A 21,939-nucleotide genomic window follows, 5' to 3' on the forward strand; every position below is an offset into this window, starting at 1 on the left:
TTCAGTAACTTTTGTTACTTTTACCGCAAAAGTCGTGAATAACGCCTATATGTTGCGGTTTCCTGCACCTTGACAAGGATTTGGTTTTATTGAATGATACGATCGCATTCCTTAATATAGGATTCTACTGATAATTAAAAATTAATCGCGAATATTTATCACAATACAAACTTATTACCGAACCAAGACAACAGAAAAAATCGCTGACTTGAGCTTGTACCGATGTGTCTTATAAATCAGAGTATAAAAAGTAGCAATAAACCCACATAAAAACCATGATATAAAATCGGGAGAGGCATGATAAGTTTTAAATCCATCGTCCTCCCTTAGAGCTTTGCCTTATGCATCTGCACTATTTACACCCGCAACACCTTGAGGAATTAGTCAATAGCAGTGGCATAAATTTACACCTTGCGAAGCTCAATTTTTTGTCGCTGGAAGGAATCAACGCCTATGAATATCTGTTGATTTCTGAGTTACTTCCGCGCACCAATAGCGGTATGGTGAAAAATGCCTGGTTGCAACGTTACGCCCACATTACAGCAGGCGGTTGGTGGTGTTCGGGACTCGATCCCCTCACAGATTGGCAGACAATGGAATGGGGATGTTTTAAGCCTAACCAACCGCGCCTAAATCAAAATGGTAAGGCGATTAAATACGAACATCCACCCAGCACAGCAACGCGGGTATTTTGTCTGCGCGTGACATTAGAAATTTGGCAGCAAGTTGCCCAGCGTTATCATCTGTCTTTACCTGACAATATTACTATCGCCCCGCATGGCGAAGCTGTCGGTTTTTGGCAATGGGTGATGGAACAGAAATTACCTGTGATTATTTGCGAAGGTGCAAAGAAAGCCGCCACACTCTTAACTCAAGGATACGCTGCGATCGCAATTCCGGGAATAACTAGCGGCTATCGCGTTGTGAAAGATAACTTTGGGAAAGTTACCCGTCGTCAGCTAATACCCGACTTAGGAATTTTCGCCCTCAAACAACGCACCTTTTATATATGCTTTGATTTTGAAACTAAACCAAAAACCATCGCCGCAGTTAATAACGCCATTTCTCAACTTGGTTTTTTATTACAAGAAAAAAACTGTCCTGTGAAAGTTATCGAACTACCAGGAATAGAAAAAGGCGTTGATGAATTTATCGTGGCGAAAGGTGCAAGTAGTTTCGATAAAGTTTATCGCCAAAGCATTGATTTAGAAGTTTATCTCGCCCAGACAAAACCTCATACCGAATTAACAATTCCGGCTGCAATCACCGTTAACTGTCCTTATTTAGGCGAAATTCCGTTCCCCACATCTGGATTAGTAGGAGTAAAATCAGCCAAAGGTACAGGTAAAACCACAGGCTTAAAATCTCTAGTTAATCGCGCCAAAAGTAAAAATCAACCCGTTTTATTAATCACCCACCGCATTCAATTAGGACGCTTTCTCTGTGAAAAAGTCGGCATCAACTGGGGCATCAATTACACAGAACGCAAACCAGAAAATCCCCCTCAATGCCCAATGCCCACTCGCCCTGAGCGAAGCCGAAGGGATGCCCAAATCCTAATGCCCAAATCCTTTGGGTTATGCATAGATTCTATTTGGAAACTTAACCCCGAAGATTGGCAAGGTGCAATCGTAATTTTAGATGAAGTTGAGCAATCTTTATGGCATTTACTCAACAGTAATACTTGTAAACAAAAGCGCGTTAAAATCCTCAAAATATTTCAACAATTAATCGCCACAGTATTTAGAACAGGCGGCTTAGTTATCGCTCAAGATGCCGATTTATCGGATGTTTCTCTAGAATATTTACAAGGACTGTCCGAAAATAAAATAACGCCTTGGATATTATTAAATCAATGGCAACCTCAACGAGGATGGGATGTAACATTTTACGATTCTCCCAACCCAACCCCCTTAATTCATCAATTAGAATTAGATTTAATTGCTGGGCGCAAATGTTACGTAACTACCGATAGCAGAACTGGACGTTACAGTTGTGAAACTATCGAACGTTATTTAAAAGAACGTTTAGAAAAACTCCGGCGACAATTTCCAAAAACTTTAGTCGTTAGCAGCCAAACTACAAATACACCAGGACACCCAGCAGTGGATTTTGTTGCCGCAATTAATCAAAAAATTCCCGAATATGATACCGTATTTGTTACCCCGACAATCGGTACAGGAATTAGTATTGATGTGCAACATTTTGATCGAGTTTATGGCATTTTTCAAGGCGTAATTCCTGATTCAGATGCGCGACAAGCCTTAGCCAGAGTTAGAGATGATGTTCCCCGTGTGGTGTGGTGTGCTAAACGAGGTATTGGTTTAATTGGTAGCGGTAGCACCAATTATCGCTTACTTTCCTATTGGTATCAGGAGAATCAAAAAGATAATTTAGCTTTGCTCAGTCCCCTACATAAAATTGATGTAGATTTACCCTTAGTTTACGATCCGATTCATTTACGCACCTGGGCGAAATTATCTGCTAGGGTAAATGCTTCCATCCGTCTTTATCGCCAATCTTTACAAGAAGGCTTAATTGCTGATGGACATCAAATTAGAACTAGAAGCAACGCCGTACATAATAATATTATTCGCGATTTACGCCTAGCATTCTTAGCCACAGATCCGCAAGATTTAGCAAATCGCAAACGCTTAATTTTAGAAATTGTCAAAGTCCAAAAAGATTGGACAGAAAAACGCATTAAAGCGAAAGAAATTAAGCGCAAAATTCGCGAAATTAAGCAACAAAACCAATTATTAGCCGCTAATGCTGTCGCCAAAGCCAGAGATATTGATTATGTCGAATATGAGCAGTTATTAGCCAAACATTCCCTCACCGATGATGAACGTCACGCCATGCAGAAATATATCCTGCGTCAGCGTTATGGTATGCAGGTAACGCCGGAATTAAAATTGCAGGATGATAAAGGCTATTATGGACAATTATTGACGCACTATTATTTAACCCACGAAAGCGAGTATTTTCATATTCGCGATCGCCAGGAGTGGCATCAACAATTATACTGGGGAGAAGGGCAGGTGTTTCTCCCAGATATCAAGACTTATACCCTCAAAGTCGAGGCGATGAGAGCCTTAGGGATGGTAGATTTCCTCACAGCTACCAAAGAATTTACCGAAAACGCTCCAGAATTGGTTGTGCTGAAGAATTTAGCCAGTAAAAATAGTAAACATATTAAAAGAGTATTGGGAATTAATTTAGGCAGCAATACTGAAAATATCTCCGGTATTAAAATTCTCAGCCGTCTCTTAAGTTTGTTGGGATTGAAGCTGAAGCGCGTCGATACAGGTTATCACATTGATTTAGACAATCTGGATGATGGTAGAGATAAAATCTTTGCCGTTTGGCATCACCGAGATGAGTTAATGTTGACTCATCTGCGCCAGATGGGAGAGACAGGGGTTGATACTCCTTTAGATTTGCAGTTGTTGGTTCATTGAAAGCGGCGGGAAACTCCATCCCCTTGTGGGTAGAGTTTTTTATACCAGTTAGCAAGAAAGTACGCGAAAACCTCTCAAACTCTTATTGCTCTGTGTACTCTGTGTACTCTGTGTACTCTGCGGTGAAAAATCTTGATTTCAACCACAGAGAACGCAGAGTGCGCAGAGGTTGAAATAGCGAGCGCAACTCACCAACTTGCAGTTTGCTGTAAATTCCAGATTTTGCTGGAAATCGTTAACTTTTGACTGTTGATTGTTGAATTTAAACAATTGATGCTCAACAAACGAAAGCTGGTCATGTATTAAATGATGCATATACTAATTATCTCCGATGAAAAACTGCTCAATTTTTTCGCTCTTAAGCCCGATTTAACTGATTTATATAAGAGCGTTAAGCCAGGAAATTCAAGCATTTCCACATATTTATTGCTGAATGTAAAGAAAAATGAAGTTTTTCAAACTAAAACACACTTGTATTAAATTATGCCTATTTATTGAAAATTTGGTACTAATACGGAGGCAAGACGATTATGAGAACGACACAATGATATTATGAAGTTAAGTTAAGTAAGGGTATCAACAGGTGTTATATATCGGGGAAATCTACCTGTTGTGTTACCTTAGATAATACGCAACATTCAATATTTCTGTTGAAGACTCATTACCAACTTCAATTAACGTTAAGTATTAATTTGAGGAACTTGGAATGATTCGTCGCGTTTTAATTGCTTCTGCTTTGATTTTCGCAAGTGTTGGTATTGCTCCTAGTGCATTTGCTGGTGATACAGAAAATGTACCATTTGGCGGTATTGTTACAGCTGCTTGTTCTTTTTTGGGTACTCCTAGTGCGGGTACACTAGTCAACCCAACTTCTACGACTTTGAGTAGTGAGTTAGTAGCCGGAGGGACAAAAGGAACCGCACAGGTAAGATGCACCGGTGCGAATGGAAGTCTCAATATTACTGGTGTTACCCAAACAACCGGGCCTTCTCTGACTACACCTGTATATACTGCAACTGCCATTGGCGGAACAATCGCCGCAACTTATACTGCTGGAGTGGCTGGTTTACCTCAAGTTGTACTTCCTGGTATAACTACTTCTTTAGATGTGAATATGTCTGTAGTTAATGCTGGTGATTTAACAGCTGGAACATACGGGTTTACGGTTGATTTAACAGTGACACCCTAAGAGGATATTTGAACCCTTTTTGGTGTTGGATCTCAGACTTGTAGATCCTGATTATTCAAAGCACTTGGCAGCAGTTCGCACAACTGTAGACATCTTTGCAACGCAATCATTTACTGATTCCTCCAAAACCCACCTGGTGTAGTGGCTATCCTAAAAAAGAGGGCGGGATAGGATAAAGACTCAACATATTTGTAGTCATACCAATTCAAATCATGTTGGCGACGCATCAATATATTTTAGAGGGTACAACATTGTTGTGCCCCTACAATCTGTCGCATTCTTGTTTCTAATTGGTATCAGGACTTGATTGTTTACTCAAGCAATAATCAAGTACTAACAACAAAATATGAACACAACTTTGGCAATTGCAGATTCAATTGTCAATATCTCTCTAGTTCCACAATTTTTCACATTCACGACAGAATATGATGGTCGGTAATTTAGCGCTCACAAAATGGGGAGCTTGGCACAAGAATTTGCACCAGAAATATAGAATGATTTTTGCCGCCACTTCTGTTTATAGTTGGGCATTTTTCGCGGGAATGTTCGGTGCTGATATTGCACAAGCACAAGTGCAAATTTCTCCTATGGTGATTGAGACACAAGCTAACCAAGGGCTTGCAGAAGGTATAATTAATGTCAAGAATATGACCAATGAACCCTTCCGCGCTCGTGTATATGTTCAGCCTTTTACATATAATCCAGATACGGGATTTCAAGCTTTAAAATCTAGTCCAACTGACCTAACTCCTTACTTACAATTTTCACCAGGAGAACTGACTATTCCACCGGGTGTGACTAGACGCATACGCTTAATTAGTCAATTACCTCCCAACCTTCCAGATGGGGAATATCGAGTTGTAGTTTTCACAGAAAACTTAAAAGAAATTCCCTTAAAAGATAATAATGGAAATGCAATTAATATCAGAGCTAAAGTAGGCTCTACTTTCTATGTCCGTAAAGGTAATTTATCACCTCGTCTAGCTGTGGATAGCGCTGCTGTGAATCCAAATACAAAGCAAATTCAATTGTTAGTCAAGAACACGGGTACAGCTTCTGTGCTACCAACAGCTCGCTGGACTTTAAAACAGGGAGGAAAGGTAATTAGAAGCGGAGAAGTAGCAGCCACAACGATTGTAGCTCAGAGCGATCGCAAATTTATACTCAATCTCGCTGCTAAAAATCAACCAGAGATAACTGCTGGTGAATATGAATTAACTGGTGAGTTGCTATGGAGCGAACAGTCTCACTCAAAAACTATTCCGTTTAATCTCAATCTTACTATACCGGCAACTGCGGCGGCTGTGCGTTAATGAGCTAACACAATAGTTAACACGATAGTACTTCTGAGCGATTGCCATGCTGTAATAGTCTCAGCATTTTGCACAAATTCAAACATTAAAACTCTTTGTGTCTTGGTGTCTCTAGAATTATTTATTGATACTAATTCATCAAGACATAAATAGTTTTGTTTGTTGCGTTATTTAGGGGAAGTTATTCAGTACTGCTAGGCGGAAGTCAACAGTCAACAGTCAACAGTCAACAGTCAAAAGACTTACATTATGGGCTTTTGCGCTATTTAAGAGGGTATGTTTATTGACGCTGTATTGTACTAGTAATGTCTTGATAGTTACTACTGGGTTTTAAGCTTAAAATAAGCAATTAAAAATATTATCCAATACAGAGACTTTCTGATTAAGAAATATATTATCTCTGTATAATTAGCTTTCATGAACTGCGTACACAATAAAACCTGAAAATTGCTCTTACCTAACCCCTAGATGAAGCATATTGAGTAAATTTATTTTTCTTATATTATACCTGTGTCTTACTTGCTATCTCATAGTGAACTACTAACCAATACCGATTATTTGCCACATGGAAATGCGATCGCGCAAAACCAGCAGCCTCTATCAATCGCTAACACCCGATCTCCTGAAGTTACAATCAAACCTACTTCACCAGAGAGTTTACCGCCTCTACCTCTGTACTCTCCAGCCAAGGAAAATTTAGATCGCAATCCAACTCTCCCATCGTTAGATTTGCAGACTTCTGAGTTTCAGAGGGAGCAGTTTGCACCGATGGTAGCACCAGAAAGCTTTTTTACTGAAGCCTCTTTATCTGATTCTCCAGCAGATCGCAATTTAAATCAACAGCGATCGCCATTACCGCAGACATCTGGCTCCCAGACAGATGCATCTGTAATTGCGGGTGAAACCATTTCTTCATCGCAGAGTTCTCAAGAACAAAATACTAAAACTACAGGAAGAACACCATCAATTAAACTACCACTATCTGAAGATTTTTCGGTTTTTCCTGTGGGTTTGGACGTAGATCAACGTCAGATTATCAAAAGTCTCTTAATTCGCGGACAGGAAGACGGTACACAAGCAGTCGATTTTGAGCGCTGGCTGATACCTTATGAGGCTGTGGTTAAGGCTTTGCAATTAAATGTAAATTTATCTAATGGACAGTTAGAAATCCGCGCTCCTGGTTTGGTGACTCGGATCGATCCGCGAGAACTCAACAACGATCGCAAATTAGGTTTGGTGTTTTCTGTCGCACAACTGCAAACTCTGTTAGGAATTAAAGTAACCTTTGATATTAACGATTATGCACTGCGCTTAGAGCGTCCTTGGCTGCTTCACCCTAGCCAATTGATCGCCGCACCAGAACCAATTGTGGAATTAACCGGACTACCGGAAGTTCCGGCTCCTGACTTGACTTTGACAGCAGTTGAGCAACGCCTGAATGTGACCGGTTCATCGAGCAGAGCGGCTAATTACCAAGGGGATTTAGCTGCTGTGGGTACGGCTTTGGGTGGTAGTTGGTTTGTTCGCATTAACCAACCTAATGTGCAAAATTCTATTAGTTGGAAGCTGGCAGAAACCCAGTTTCTCCGACAAACAGATAGTGCAGATTATATTATCGGCTCACAGGCTCCTTTTTGGTTGAGTCAAGGTACTGGTGATTATTGGGGATTGACGACAATTCAACGTTGGGGATTTACACCACCGGAAACTGTTGGTGGTTCATCTCCCAACCAACGGATGCAGTCTGCTCAAATCGGGCGGGTGATTACCGGTACAGCCGAGCCAGGAACGTTGGTGCGATTAACTCAAGGTTTAAGTGAGCGGGTGATTGCTGAGGTTTTGGTAGACTCTTCGGGAATTTATCGGTTTAATGATGTACCAGTTGATAGTCGTTTTTTAGGCGCAAACTATCAGCTGTTACTTTATCCCCAAGGGCAATTAACCCAAACTCCAGAAATTCGTAGCGTTACCTTTTCCATTTTACCCGGACAACTACCGGCAGGCGGTAGTGCTTTAGTGGTTTCTGGTGGTTTACGCAGACAATTATCTAATAATAATTCTTTCATTGGTGATTTTACTGACTTTCGTGGTGGTGTGGCGCAACGTTGGGGTATAGCTTCTGATTTAACTGTTGGTATTGGTGGTGTTTACGATGGCTCATTGAGAGGATTGGCAGAAATATTTTATCAACCTGAAAATCTGCCGTTGAAAGTAGCATTATCAGCTTTAAGTGGCGAACAATGGGATATTAACGCCAATGTCACATTTCAGATATCCCCAAGTATCAATACGCGATTTATTAGCGATCGCTTCAAAACCAGATTTGATTTCGATTGGCGAATGTCATCTTGGTTAAGCTTATTTGGTGGTGTCGATAGTCGAGATGGTGAATTTGTTGGTTTACAAATTACCCAACACAATCAAAATTCTTACACTTTCGCTCGTCTTACTTACAATAGCGACAATTATTTACGTTGGAATTTAATGCAACGCTTGGGTCAGCTAGAGTTGAAAAGTAATGGTAATGAGGTATCTTCTTTCTCAGAATTAGCTTACTATTTTTCCCCTGAGAAATTTACTCGCCAAGGTAATTCTTTGTATGTTAGTTATGAAACTAACGATATTTTTGCAAATAGCGATCGCCTAGCTAGCTTTGGTTGGCGTTATCGTTCGCCACAAGTTACCCTCAATGGTGACTCTCTTTGGGAGTTACAACTCGGTTATGGCCTCGGTTCCCAAGGTTCGGGAATAGTTGCAGCTATTGGGACAAATATCATCCCTGGCTTATCCCTGCGGGGACGTTATCAAGGGATATCTGCAACATCAGATGAACCGAGTTTTGCTTTAGAGTTGGTATCTAGTCTCAATTTACAAAGGGGAATTAAACCAAATGCTGCTCGCCAATTTAACAATTTACGCACTCAAGGGGGCATTTTGCTTCAGCCCTTCTTCGATCGCAATGGTAACGGCAAACGCGATGCTAATGAACCCGTATATTTAGAAAATTCTCCCTTGTTATTCAGCATTAACAACCAGAATTTGCAGTCTTTGACATCAGAAATGCAAGATGATGGGGCTTTAGTGCATTTGTCTCCCGGCAAATATCGCCTAGATTTAGATCCGGCTGGCTTTCCGACTAACTGGCAAACATCTGTTGATTCTTTGGCGGTGGATGTAGTTGCTGGCAGTTATACCCCTGTAATGTTGCCGATGGTTCGCTCTTTCACTCGTTCAGGCATTCTCACCGATTCTCAAGGTAAACCGATTCCGGGAGCCAGGGTAGAGGCGATAGATGTCAATTCCGGTCAAAAACGATTTTCGGTCACCAATGCCGCAGGAGTATATTATTTACAAGGTTTGCAGCAGGGAAACTACAAAATAGAAGTTAATGGTGAGTCAATTAATACTCAAAATTTACTTATAGAAGAGTCTTCAGCAGCATTTCAACAACTCAATCTTAATTGATTTTAGGGCATGGGGCATGGGGCAGCTGACCGATGACTGTTGACTGTTGACTGTTGACTGTTGACTGTTGACTGTTGACTTATTATTTTTCCATACCTAGCAGTTGAGCGATCGCTAAAATTAATAAATCGGGATCGATGGGTTTGGATAAATGGCGCTGAAATCCTGCTGCTAGTGCTTGTTGCTGATTAATTTCCCCAGCGTAAGCAGTCAATGCGATCGCCGGAATTTTACCACCTTGTTCTGCTTCTAGTTTCCGCACCTGTCGCATTAAGGTATAGCCATCTACCTCTGGCATACCGATATCACTCACTATAATATCTGGTTGAAATGATGCGATCGCTGTTAAAAATTCTCCACTAGATGCTACTGTCATCACTTCTGCGCCATACTCAGCTAATAAGAATTCGATGAAATCCCGGCTATCTGCTTCATCATCAATAGTTAATACCTTGATGCCTGTGAGATCCAGTATATCTGCGGGTAATTCCTCTGGGCGATCGCTCTCTGATTCTACAGACAACAAAGGCAATGTCACTGTAAATGTAGCACCTTGTCCTTCCCCCGGACTATTGGCACTGACTGTTCCGCCATGTGCTTCAATTAAGTGGCGGACAATCGCTAACCCTAACCCTAATCCACCATATTTGCGAGTAACGGAAACGTCTTCTTGGCGGAAAGATTCAAAAATGTAGGGAAGGAATTCGGGATTAATCCCTTTACCTGTGTCAGCGACGGTAATCTGTGCTTGTTTACCTACCTTTTCTAGCCAAATATCTACTCGCCCACCACTGGGGGTAAACTTGATGGCGTTAGACAGCAAATTCCAAATTATTTGCTGTAACCGCGCTGCATCACCGGATACTTGCCCAATATTAGGTAAGACGGGATGAATCAAAATAGATTTTGCAACAGCTGCGGTGCGCACTGTCTCAATCGCCGCTTCTATCACATAAGCTAAGTTGACAGGCTCGGCATTTAAGCTGAGTTTACCGCGCAAAATCCGCGCAATGTCTAACAAGTCGTCAATTAGTTGTGTCTGTAACTTGGCGTTCCGCTCAATTGTCGCTAAGGCTTCAGTGATTTTGCTGTCATCCAGCTTGCCGCTTTGCAGCAACTTTGTCCAGCCTAAAATTGGGTTGAGGGGGGAACGCAACTCATGGGAAAGAACTGCTAAAAACTCATCTTTAATCCGGTTGGCTTTTTCGGCTTCATTCCGCGCCTCTTGTTCTAATTGTAAAATGCGATCGCGTTCTATCTCTAATTCCTTTTGATCGTGAATATCTGTACAAGTCCCAAACCATTTCACCACGTGCCCTTGTTCATTCTTCAATGGTAAGGCTAAAATTAAATGCCAGCGATAGCTACCATCTGCATAACGTCGAAAGCGGTATTCATATTGATAAAAGCTGCTATTTTTCACAGCATTTACCCACATTTTTTCCGATAATTCCAGATCCTCTGGATGTACTGCTGACAACCAGCCAAACCCCAAAGCTTGCTCAAATGTTAATCCAGTATATTCACATAATCTTTGGTTTACATAGTCACATTCACCTTGAGCATCACAAGTCCAGACAAGGTGGGGAATAGTTTCTGCAAGATAACGATAACGGACTTCGCTTTGACGAAGAGCGGCTTCAGCGTTTTTATCATCCGTAATATCACGGGAAATACATAATATTTGTACTACTTGCCCGGCTGAATTGCGAATAGGCGTCAGTACCACATCCCACCATTTCGGCTTTCCTTTCGCCGTTGGACAATAGCCTTGAAATCTGCCTAATTCGCCCACTTTCGCCATTGCTAGTGCATCTTCCGCAATGTTTCTAGCTTCATCTGGCCAAAAACAGCACCATTCACTGTGGAGTAAAGGCGTGAGATCGTCAATTTCTAACAGACAAATCCCGCCAGGATTCATATATAAGAGTTTGCCATCTAAGTCGAGAACTTTGATACAATCGCTACTGCTCGCCAGCATCCGTTGTTTAAATTCTTCACTCTGGCGCAGTTCTTCTTCGGCTCGTTTGCGCTCGCTAATATCCAAGTTAATCCCACTCAAGCGCAGGGGTTCGCCATGACGATCAAAGGTAACGCGCCCTAAAGCCAATAGCCAACAAACCCCCCTCTGTGGATGAATGATGCGGAATTCACTCTTATACTCTGGAAGTTTCTGCTCCACCACCCCCATGACTTCAGCATGAGTGCGTTCTTTGTCTTCTGGGTGCAAAGTATTATACCAATCTGCATATTCAACTTGAGCTTTGTTGGGATCAAGCCCATATAAATCATAATTTTCTGGCGACCAGTTGATTTGATTAGTTTGAATTTCCCAATCCCAAGAGCCAGCATTAGCCCCTGACAACGCCAGTCGCAAGAGTTGTTCGTTTTCTCGCAAAGCAGCTTCCGCACGTTTGCGAGCTGTGATATCCATTGATAAGCCAATCATCCCCACCGGATGCTGATTTTCATCGCGCAGCAAGGATAGGGAAAGCAGCACGGTAATGAGTTCGCCAGATTTGCGGGGTACAGTTACTTCTAATTCATGCTCGCCTTTGATTTTCAAGGGTGCGATTACCTGGGTTTCCAGAAAATCGAGCATTTCTGGTTGTCTATACATTAGCCGTAGATGTTGACCGATTGCTTCCTGGGCAGAATAGCCAAAAACTCTCTCTGCGCCTTGATTCCAACTGGTAATATAACCATCGAGATCGGTGGAAATGACACTATCATGGGTTTGCGCCAGCACTTGTGCTTGTAGTTTTAGTTGCTCTTCAGCTTGCTTGCGGTCAGTAATATCCGTCAGCGTGCCAATATAGCCAGTAATGCTGCCATTGGGGTCAGTCTCAGGTAATACCTGACAGTAAAACCAGGTAATACTTCCATCGGGACGCAGACATCTGCCTTCTTGTTGATACATGCCTCCTGATGCTAATGCTTGCGCCCATGCGGTGACGATGCGATCGCGGTCTTGGGGATGTAAGGTATCAATCCATCCCGACCCAAAAGCGGCTTCTTTTGGTCTGCCGCTAATTTCCGACCAGCGATCGTTGACATATACGCAGTTATTATCGGCATCAAAGCGAAAAATCGCCACTGGAACTGCTTGGGCTAAATTTGCATAGCGGCGTTCGCTTTCACGCAGACTTTCTTCCGCCAATTTACGAGCGTTAATGTCTTGAATATTACCTGTCATGCGCACGGCTTTGCCAGTTTCATCGTAGAATACCTTAGCTCTTGATGCTAACCAGCGATCGCCCTGATGATGTAGCAGCCGAAACTCAATATCATAATCTTGTTGTTGGTCGCGGATCAGCCGGGAAATATATTCATTGACTTTAATTCTGTCTTCAGGTTGTATTAATAGCAACCAATCTTCATAGCTAATTTCCTTAGTTGCTGGGTCAATAGCAAACAGCTGACAAAATTCTTCGCCAATCCTAATTTTACCTGTGGTGAGATTCCAATCCCACAATCCTGAACTTGTGGCTTTTTGTGCCAATTTTAACCATGTATTTGTTTGTTGCAATTCGGCTACTGAACGTTTACGTTCTGTAATATCTAAATCTACACCCGCTACACGTACAGGCTCGCCTGCTTCGTCGTAAAAGACTTTACCTTGGCTGAGTGCCCAACGAATATTACCATTCGGGTAAACTATGCGAAATTCTAGATTGTAGTCTGAACCTGTAGCGATCGCTGCATTGATCGCTGCTTCAACGCGATCGCGATCGTCTGGGTGAACGCGGGAAATAAACATGGTATATGAACCATCAAACTCCCCTGGATTTAAGCCAAACAAAGCTTCTAAGTTGCTAGACCATTGAATTTCCCCTGTGGTAATATTCCAATCCCAAGTACCCATACCCGCAGCTTCGAGCGCTAATTGCAATCTTTCTTGATTTTCTTGTAATATTTTCTCAGTGCGTTTACGTTCTGCCAGTTCATCTTGTAGCTGTTGTAGGGCTTGTTGTAGTTGGTTGCGTAGCTGAATATTTTCAATAGCTGTATTTACCGCCAAACACAAGCCATCCGCAGTCATGCTTCCTTTGACTAGGTAGTCTTGTGCGCCAGCTTTAATTGCTTGCACTGCGATCGCTTCATTTCCCTGCCCGGAAACTACAATTACAGGTAAGAATAATTTTCCTGTGCGCGTTTGCAGTTGGCTGAGAAAATCTCTACCATCTAAGTCTGGTAAGAAATAATCGAGCAACACAATATCTGGCTGATATTGCTCCCATAGTTCCAAGCCTATGCGCGCCAATTCTGCATGGACAAACTTATAATCATATGTTACATCTCGCCGTAAATATCGCAGATACAGCTCGCGGTCTTCTGGGCTATCATCAACAATCAACACAGTCCTTGGTTGCTGGTTCATGACTACTTTGGCAAATTTTGGGGTCAAAGAAGCGGAGAAAATCTCTCATGGTCAAATATCAGAAATTTCTCCCGGTAAACACACTTTATAGAAAATTTTACTTCTAGAGTCTTTACAGCATCAGGATATTATCATATTTACACCTTTCCTGGAGCCACAGAGATCCTTAGGGCAAAATTCACTAAATCTAGATGGATGCTCAAAGGTTAGGTGATCGCCAAATTAAAACATTATTAACTAATTCACCGATTGGGGAGATAAGGTATATAGGCATTTGCGATCGTTGAGGCTGACTATATTAAGCAATGTAAAAATATGGAACTCATTTTATTTTCAGGACTTCATTTTGAATTTTGAATAAGCAAATTTTGAATTAATTTCTCCCTAATTTTTTGTTACCTCAGCACGCAAATAACTGTTCGTAATTAAATCAGTCCCCAATAAAAAAATCTCTCTTAACAGTCAACAGTCAACATTCAACATTCAACATTCAACATTCAACAGTCAACAGTCAACAGTCAACAGTCAACATTCACCGCTATTTCCAAGATATATGGCTACAATATCCGAAAAAATTTTCTATTTTAAAGATTAGGTAAAGTTAGATGATTTTTCGGTAATTCTATGGTCAAATAAATACTGCAATTGAGAATTAACTCCAAAACACGAGCCAGTTAGAAATTATCTGTGCTTGTGTAAATAATCACACACAACTAATAGCTTGATAGTAAGTCATAGAGTGCATCAAATTAGCAATCAACATCAACGCTCGGTTGAAATTTTCAACTTATCGCTGATGTTGGATTTTCAAAGAGCAAAAAATGCAGATTTGCTCACAGGATAATTCATTACAGGGATCAAAGAATGGCAACAATTAAAGGTACTGCTACGAACGATTTACTCCAAGGAACTTCCGGAGGCGATCGCATTTACGGTTATGCAGGGAATGACATCATCAATGGCGGCACAGGCAACGATACAATGTTTGGTGGTTCTGGTGATGATACATACATCGTTGATAGCATTGGCGATATTGTCACTGAAGAAAATAGTAATGGTGGCAATGCTGGTGGCAGAGATACTGTTAAATCTGCGGTAGACTGGACTTTGGGTAAATATGTCGAAAACCTAACTCTGACGGGAACAGCAATTTCTGGGACAGGAAACGCACTTAATAATACAATTATCGGCAATACTGCCAACAATCAACTCGCTGGTGGGGATGGAAATGACATTCTTAAAGGCTTGGCGGGTGCAGATACCTTATATGGCGGTGCAGGTAATGATACAATCTACGGCGGCGATGATGATGATTATTTATCTGACAGCGAAGGTAAAAATAGATTATATGGCGATCGCGGTAATGATATCTTAGATATTTCCGCTTCTTCCCAAAGTAATTTTTTAGACGGTGGTTCAGGCAACGACTTTTTATATGCTTATAACTCCAGTGGTAATAATACCCTCAAAGGCGGTGCTGGAGATGATGGAATATTTCTCAATAATTCCACAGGTAATAACACAGTCAGTGGTAATGCGGGAAATGACGAATTTTATCTCACCGGATCTAGTGGGAAAAATACTCTGTTTGGTGATGCAGGTAATGATAGCTTTTATACCTCTGGCGTAACCGGGAATAATCAATTTTCTGGGGGAGATGGTGATGACTCGTTTTATTTATATGCAAATAATGCAGCATCCTTAGTGACGCAAACAATTAATGGTGATGGTGGTAACGATTATTTGTTTATCTATTACGATGATGCTAACGGTGGGATCAACATGAATTGGAATGCCACCAATACAGAAGGTACAATTACTGCCGGTACAAATAGGATCGACTTCCGCAATATTGAAAGCCTAGAAATCTTTACTACAGACTACGATGACAATATTCAAAGTGGCAATAGCAATGATACCTTTAATATTAAAGGTGGTGGGAGCGATCGCATTAATGGCGGTGCAGGTAATGATTCCCTGTTAGTTGATTATGATGATGCTAAAAATCCCATCATCATGAGTTTCAATGCAACTATCAATCAAGGTTTAATCAAGGTAGGTGCTGACAGAGTTAGTTTCCAAGATATCGAAAGCCTGAAAATTTCCGGTACAGAATACGATGATAAGATTGTCGGTACTAATGGCGACGATATCCTCGATGGAGGCGTTGGCGGTAAAGATACAATTAGTGGCGGTGCCGGTAACGATATAATCGGTCGTGAAGACTCTAGCTATCAGCTTTTATCTGGTGGTGATGGCGACGATACGCTAGGAATCGACTTTTCCGCAGGTTATAACACTTTAAACGGTGGTAATGGTAGCGATCGCCTCGTCATCAATTATTCTAATGGCAATAACATCTTAAATGGTGGTAACGGTGACGATATCCTCAGACTGGAAACTGTTAACGGCAATAACACCTTAAACGGTGGTAATGGTAATGACATCATTGGTGTATTAGGTGATTCCTATGGCGATAACACCCTCAACGGCGGTAATGGTGATGATACCATCCGTGGGGGTTATGGTAATGATGTCCTCATCGGTGGTGCTGGTAATGATTATCTAATTGGTAGTAATGGCAATGATACCTTTGTTTTTAAGAATTTTAATCAAGGTGTTGATACTATCGAATTTTTTGGTGCAGAAAATTTTGTAATTCAAGTCTCTGCTGCTGGTTTTGGTGGTGGATTATCTGCTGGCGAACTCTTACCCAATCAGTTTACCATCGGTACTGCTGCCACCACCAACGCTCAAAGATTCATCTACGACAATAGTACAGGTAGTTTGTACTTTGACCGAGATGGTAGTGCTAATGCATTTACACAAGTAAAATTTGTACAATTTATTGCCACACCATCACTCAGCGCCGATAATTTTCATGTTGTTTAATTCAATACCAATTTAAATACTGTTTGCGGCACATCATTACATTCTAGAGGGCATGGCAATGCCCATAGGTGTCAATTTAAGTTAAAAGCTATATACTGCGCCTGTTGTACAAAAACCCTCGCCCTCATCCCCTAACCCCTTCTCCCTGAGGGAGAAGGGGAATTAAATCTCTTGCTCCCCTCTCCCTGAGGGAGAGGGGCTGGGGGTGAGGGCATAACCTAGTCACCAAGCGGGTTTAACGTTAAGTTGACACCAATGGGCAATGCTATGCCCCTACCATCCTTTTTTCAAATTGGTATAAATATTTTCTAGGATTTGCGAAAAAAAGCAGATACAGCGAATTGCAAGTTGCTGAGGTACAGATAATCGTTAATTGTAGGGGCATTGGCACTGCCATGCCCCGAAGCGCGTACCTCATTTACCTGAAATATGCTGTATGATGCATAGATTTGCTTTCATCTTTAATACCTATAGCTGTAGCCAAATGACTAACAAACTTTGAAGTCTGTCAACAGTCAACAGTCATAACTTAAACCATTCCAAAATTGCCAAAATTTAGCAATAGCAAGAACGCCAAGATTTTCTGTCTAAAGTCATAAATATATCCATGACTTTAGTCATACTGAAAGCAGACACAATATATAAATTAATTGTTAACTTAATAATAGTTAACAAAGCCTGTAGTCAAAGACATCATTTAGCTTAAAGCTGGTAGCTAATTTGATTACTCTGGCATTCATCCTATTGTATATTTGTTGTCTATGTGTAGATTAATTGGCTATCTCGGTAAAAACATTCGCTTGCATGAATTGTTGTATAAACCAGAACATTCTCTTTATCAACAAAGTTATCAACCTTTAGAATTAAAGTCTGGAGTAGTATGTGCAGATGGTGTTGGAATCGGTTGGTACGATGAAGCGGGAAAGTCATTTATCTACCGTAATACTATCCCCTTATGGAACGATCGCAATCTGGAAGAATTAAGCCAATATGTACAGTCTCATTGTACTTTAGGCTATGCCCGACTAGCGGGAATAGGCGAATCACTCGACATTAGTAACTGTCAACCATTCCGGAGCGGTAAGCTGTTGTTTGTACATAATGGCGAAATCGCCAACTTTAAACAAACACTCTATCGACCAATACGCGATCGCCTTTCCGATACCACATACAATTTAATTAAAGGTATGACTGACTCTGAACATATCTTTGCTCTCTTCGTAGAAATATGGCAGTCATATCCAGAAAGTAGTCTAGTGTCAGCCTTACAGATGACACTAACAGAATTGACAGATTTAGCGCAAAAATACGACACCAGTTTGAGCGCCAATATCATTGTTAGCGATGGTGACACTGTTGCAGCTGTTCGTTATAGCTATCAAACAGCAGCACCTACTCTTTATTGGTATTGTGATGCTGTCGATAGCCCCAGCCAAATTATCATTGCCTCTGAACCTTTATCAAAAAATCACTGGGTAGCTTTTTCTGAACAAAGTACCCTATCAGTTGCCGCCGAGTCACTATTACCAAAAATCAGCCTTTTGCCAAAATACTCTTAATTTTGCTGACGCTACTTGAGGGTTATTATCCACATATTTCAGTTTAATGTGTGTAGCACTATTCAAGAAATCACAAAAACATACTACAGTACAAAATCTGTTAAATATAACTCTAGTATTTATTGTCATACTTGGATTACACAACCATAAATCTGCCTATTTATCTAGTTATTAGCTCTTAACACGCTAGATTAATCAACATTTTTCTGTATTAAAGCAGACCTAGTATTGCGTCAGGAAAAAAATACTTTGTAAATTCTTTACTTGTCATTTAAAAAAGACATACAAAAATGTCTTGCTTTTATGAATGACTAAGAGAAAATGAAAAGTATCATGAAAAATGTGAAGATATGACTGACCGAAGGCGTTCTGAAAATTATAAGCAAGTCAGTGGTTATATTCCACTAGAACTAGCTTTAGAATTCAAAAGCATCTGTGCGCGCTTGGGAATATCTCAAGGCGATGCAGTAGAAGAGATGATTCAGGATTGGATAGACAAAACTACAGGTTCTGGTGGTAAAAACCAACCCAAACCAGTACCAGAAACAATTGCTGATTTAGTCAGACTCAATGCAATCAAACTTAAAAGCTGCGGTATTAAGAACTTGCAAGCATTAGCTGACGGAGAAGTACTACCTACACCAGGAGACTTTGCAATCATCACTTCGGTTTTAGGTATCCCAGAACAAGAAAGGATAAAGATTTGGCAAGGAACGTATAAACCGTCCGTGTATCCAGATGCTAGGGGTGTAAAAGTATATAGAGTTTCTGAAGGTGTCAAAACAGATGAGTGTCAGTATTCTGAAAATCCTTAACCTACCTGGCTGGAATTATAAAATCTCCTATGAAGGAATTTCTATTCTAGCCCCAACTAAACGCGATGCTACACAACTGGCGCAAAACTACGGTGATGCCCTGAGTGAAACCGCGTTAAAAATTAACGGTAAGATACGGATCAAATGGCGTGGCTGTAAACAACCAATCGAGTTTTTCGGATGGATGGCTAGTCAACTACCACCGGCACCTTCCGAAACCGCCGAACGTATATTAAACAATGGAGGTAAAGTATTTTGTAACCAACTGCATCTTCCTGATGAGTTGTTATATCGGATGGTAGCTGCTGCAGATAATGAACTTCCTGTCAGCATTGTCAGACAAGACACCCGCCAGCAAATCATTGTCAATCAGCCAATGATTGAAATGTTGCAAACTCCTGCTGAGATTGCGACTCAACGGTCAATGTCTAAATTCTGGCTACCAGAAGATTTACACGAGTTGGAAAAGCGATTACAAAGTCATCAACAATTTACTTGGACTTATTCAGCCGGTCTCAATGAACAAGCATGGGCAATTTTGACCACTCAATTTGAGATCTTCGAGACTGAAGGAATATGGTATCGTCAAGGAACTTGCTTGTCGTCTCCTCAACTCGTACCAATTCCACCTGGCGTGTTTGAATCTGCTTAATTTAACGATTTAATTCCTTCCAGAACTCCACAGTTATCAGGTGCTTCCTTTTTTCAGGATATTTTTTGCATAAAAGCAAATAACAGAAGGGAAGAGATTTAAAGTTAAGTTCGTTGTTTAGCATTTAAGAAAGTAAAAAATATACGTCGTAAGCGGCTGATTTTCATCCCCTTGCGGGGTAATAGATATTTGAAACCGATGTGGAAAAAATCAGGCATGACACCTGCCGAAGTTGCGTTTCAATCCCCTTGCGGGGTAATAGGTATTTGAAACGTAAATATATAAGTGAAATTTTATCCATAAAGTCAAGTTTCAATCCCCTTGCGGGGTAATAGGTATTTGAAACCGCAACACCAACGCCAAATGATCGAGCAACAGAAACGTTTCAATCCCCTTGCGGGGTAATAGATATTTGAAACGTAATCGTTGCAGGACAAGCCCCAAGCAATAACTTGTTTCAATCCCCTTGCGGGGTAATAGATATTTGAAACTGCACAATCATCTCAATATCTAGATAACCCTGTAAGTTTCAATCCCCTTGCGGGGTAATAGATATTTGAAACAGATAATAATGATGGTAGTGAAAACCAGTCAGAATTGTTTTAATCCCCTTGCGGGGTAATAGATATTTGAAACCAGCAAGGTTTTAGAATCACTAGTCTAAATTTATTTGAGTTTCAATCCCCTTGCGGGGTAATAGATATTTGAAACTCTAGTACGTGTGAATTTCGTAAGGATAATGGGAGTTTCAATCCCCTTGCGGGGTAATAGATATTTGAAACTATGAGCGTAAAAGCAGAGAGCAGCGACTCAAAATTGTTTCAATCCCCTTGCGGGGTAATAGATATTTGAAACAAGAGTTGGGACAAACCGTTTTAGATACAATCAATTACGTTTCAATCCCCTTGCGGGGTAATAGATATTTGAAACGGTGTGCTTCCATCACAACTGCATTGCTGGGTGAAATGTTTCAATCCCCTTGCGGGGTAATAGATATTTGAAACACGGCAATTGCCGCAACTCTACACCTGCAAGGCTTGTTTCAATCCCCTTGCGGGGTAATAGATATTTGAAACTGCTTAGTGCTGAAACCCATACACAGCAACCATCTTGTGAGAGGTTTTGGCAGATCGAAAAAAATGGTTATTTTCAGACAACCTTATTGCAATCAATTTGCAACTGTGCCAAATCTCCAAAGGCTGAACTTATTAATTTGTCAAGGTTCTGGCGTTTTTGGCAGAACCCCCCAGGTTTTTGCCCCCGCTTCGGTTTGCCAAACATCAAGCTAACACATCAATAATTAGGATGATATCAAATATACTACCGAAATTTCAGAAGCATTAGGAAATTTACAGAAAATACAGCAGATTGCCAGTTGGAGAAGTCCAGATAATCATTGATTGTAGGGGCATTGGCACTGCCATGCCCCAAAGCGCGTACCTCATTTACCTGCAAATATGCTGTATGTTACAAAATCTTTACCAATGACAAATGACAAATGATAAATGACAGCCAATTGGTATTAACTAAGGGACTTACAAAAAATAAATTACCCATATTCCGTAGTGCGAGCAGCGTTCGACTGAGCGCTCACGCCGAAGTCTTGCTCGTTGTTGTTCTAAAGCGAGCGAGACGCTCGCACTACAAATTGATTGGGTATTGAAAAAATTGGATGTCCCTAAGCGAAATCTAACTTAAATATATGACACAGTTGTTAGCGTTACTTATTTCCTGGCTAATTGAAATACCAGTAGTGTTAATTATATTAGTAATTACTAAACAACTGTCTTCTCATAGGTATATCTGTAATTCATTATTTATCGCCTTTGCTGCTACTCTCTTTACCCATCCCCTAGCTTGGGAAAGCAATCAAATATTGACTTCCTATATTAAATTTCCGCTTCGGGTAGCAGTGATTGAGAGTTTCGTTATGATTATCGAAGGTATTTTATATACAAAATTTTTGAAATTGAATTGGCGAAAAGGTTTATTATTATCTATTTTGGCAAATACTACTTCATTTTTAGCTGGTTTGGTAATTAATCAGCTTTTTTATAGTTAATACCAATTCTCTGTGAAGCTGCACATTAACGCCCGCAGGCTAGAAGCCTGGGGCTAAACAAACAAAGCCTGCCTATGCAGGCTAAATTATATGCATCTTCATATTAGCCCTCTTGCAAAAGTAATAATTTTCGCGTTCTTCTTTGCAACG

At 40.8% G+C, this 21,939-nt stretch carries 10 protein-coding genes and 1 CRISPR repeat array; of the genes, 9 read left to right on the forward strand and 1 reads right to left on the reverse strand.

Annotated elements, in window-relative coordinates:
- Positions 1 to 341 precede the first annotated feature (341 nt).
- The 4 genes from AACW45_RS19790 to AACW45_RS19805 all read left to right on the forward strand — a co-directional run bounded on the left by AACW45_RS19790 (position 342) and on the right by AACW45_RS19805 (position 9,428).
- The gene (locus AACW45_RS19790; protein ID WP_190634095.1) at positions 342 to 3,461 is read left to right on the forward strand and encodes a plasmid replication protein, CyRepA1 family; all 3,120 of its coding nucleotides are present in this window, start codon (positions 342 to 344) and stop codon (positions 3,459 to 3,461) included.
- A 706-nt stretch (positions 3,462 to 4,167) separates the two neighbouring features.
- Positions 4,168 to 4,650: a hypothetical protein gene (locus AACW45_RS19795; protein ID WP_190634097.1), complete on the forward strand. Its 483-nt coding sequence runs from the start codon at positions 4,168 to 4,170 to the stop codon at positions 4,648 to 4,650.
- Between the two features lie 494 nt (positions 4,651 to 5,144).
- A complete protein-coding gene (locus AACW45_RS19800) occupies positions 5,145 to 5,963 on the forward strand; it encodes a P pilus assembly protein, chaperone PapD (RefSeq protein ID WP_339381989.1) in 819 nt (272 codons plus the stop codon).
- Between the two features lie 510 nt (positions 5,964 to 6,473).
- Positions 6,474 to 9,428, forward strand: a complete 2,955-nt coding sequence (locus tag AACW45_RS19805) for a carboxypeptidase-like regulatory domain-containing protein (RefSeq protein ID WP_313933789.1) — start codon at positions 6,474 to 6,476, stop codon at positions 9,426 to 9,428.
- 82 nt (positions 9,429 to 9,510) lie between these two features.
- Here the strand turns inward: AACW45_RS19805 and AACW45_RS19810 are convergent, their stop codons facing one another.
- Entirely contained in the window at positions 9,511 to 13,809 is a 4,299-nt protein-coding gene (locus tag AACW45_RS19810) for a hybrid sensor histidine kinase/response regulator (protein ID WP_199331179.1), read from the reverse strand.
- A gap of 864 nt (positions 13,810 to 14,673) precedes the next feature.
- On the opposite strand from AACW45_RS19810, the gene AACW45_RS19815 reads away from it, so the two are divergent.
- From AACW45_RS19815 to AACW45_RS19835, 5 genes are all read left to right on the forward strand, one after another.
- Positions 14,674 to 16,701 carry a calcium-binding protein gene (locus AACW45_RS19815; protein ID WP_190634102.1) on the forward strand — a complete coding sequence of 676 codons (2,028 nt, stop codon included), beginning with the start codon at positions 14,674 to 14,676 and terminating at the stop codon, positions 16,699 to 16,701.
- Between the two features lie 761 nt (positions 16,702 to 17,462).
- Entirely contained in the window at positions 17,463 to 18,260 is a 798-nt protein-coding gene (egtC, locus tag AACW45_RS19820; RefSeq protein WP_190634104.1) for an ergothioneine biosynthesis protein EgtC, read from the forward strand.
- A 350-nt stretch (positions 18,261 to 18,610) separates the two neighbouring features.
- The gene (locus tag AACW45_RS19825) at positions 18,611 to 19,075 is read left to right on the forward strand and encodes a hypothetical protein (RefSeq protein ID WP_190634107.1); all 465 of its coding nucleotides are present in this window, start codon (positions 18,611 to 18,613) and stop codon (positions 19,073 to 19,075) included.
- Complete coding sequence (locus AACW45_RS19830; protein WP_190634110.1) at positions 19,047 to 19,727, forward strand: PAS domain-containing protein; 681 nt, start codon at positions 19,047 to 19,049, stop codon at positions 19,725 to 19,727. The genes AACW45_RS19825 and AACW45_RS19830 overlap by 29 nt, the downstream gene beginning before the upstream one ends.
- Positions 19,728 to 19,886: 159 nt before the next feature.
- Positions 19,887 to 20,803: direct repeats of the CRISPR family, unit length 37 nt; unit sequence GTTTCAATCCCCTTGCGGGGTAATAGATATTTGAAAC.
- Positions 20,804 to 21,429: 626 nt separating this feature from the next.
- Positions 21,430 to 21,789, forward strand: coding sequence for a hypothetical protein (locus AACW45_RS19835; protein WP_190634112.1), 360 nt, complete (start codon positions 21,430 to 21,432; stop codon positions 21,787 to 21,789).
- The last annotated feature ends 150 nt before the right edge of the window (positions 21,790 to 21,939 follow it).

Source organism: Calothrix sp. FACHB-168 (assembly GCF_963889195.1).
GTDB classification, from domain to species: domain Bacteria; phylum Cyanobacteriota; class Cyanobacteriia; order Cyanobacteriales; family Nostocaceae; genus Aulosira; species Aulosira anomala_A.

Bases quoted from the DNA above. Each gene is read 5' to 3' on its own strand.
- AACW45_RS19815 (WP_190634102.1), top strand. From the start codon at position 14,674: ATGGCAACAATTAAAGGTACTGCTACGAACGATTTACTCCAAGGAACT.
- AACW45_RS19800 (WP_339381989.1), top strand. From the start codon at position 5,145: ATGATTTTTGCCGCCACTTCTGTTTATAGTTGGGCATTTTTCGCGGGA.
- AACW45_RS19830 (WP_190634110.1), top strand. From the start codon at position 19,047: ATGAGTGTCAGTATTCTGAAAATCCTTAACCTACCTGGCTGGAATTAT.
- AACW45_RS19825 (WP_190634107.1), top strand. From the start codon at position 18,611: ATGACTGACCGAAGGCGTTCTGAAAATTATAAGCAAGTCAGTGGTTAT.
- egtC (WP_190634104.1), top strand. From the start codon at position 17,463: ATGTGTAGATTAATTGGCTATCTCGGTAAAAACATTCGCTTGCATGAA.
- AACW45_RS19790 (WP_190634095.1), top strand. From the start codon at position 342: ATGCATCTGCACTATTTACACCCGCAACACCTTGAGGAATTAGTCAAT.
- AACW45_RS19835 (WP_190634112.1), top strand. From the start codon at position 21,430: ATGACACAGTTGTTAGCGTTACTTATTTCCTGGCTAATTGAAATACCA.
- AACW45_RS19795 (WP_190634097.1), top strand. From the start codon at position 4,168: ATGATTCGTCGCGTTTTAATTGCTTCTGCTTTGATTTTCGCAAGTGTT.
- AACW45_RS19810 (WP_199331179.1), bottom strand. From the start codon at position 13,809: ATGAACCAGCAACCAAGGACTGTGTTGATTGTTGATGATAGCCCAGAA.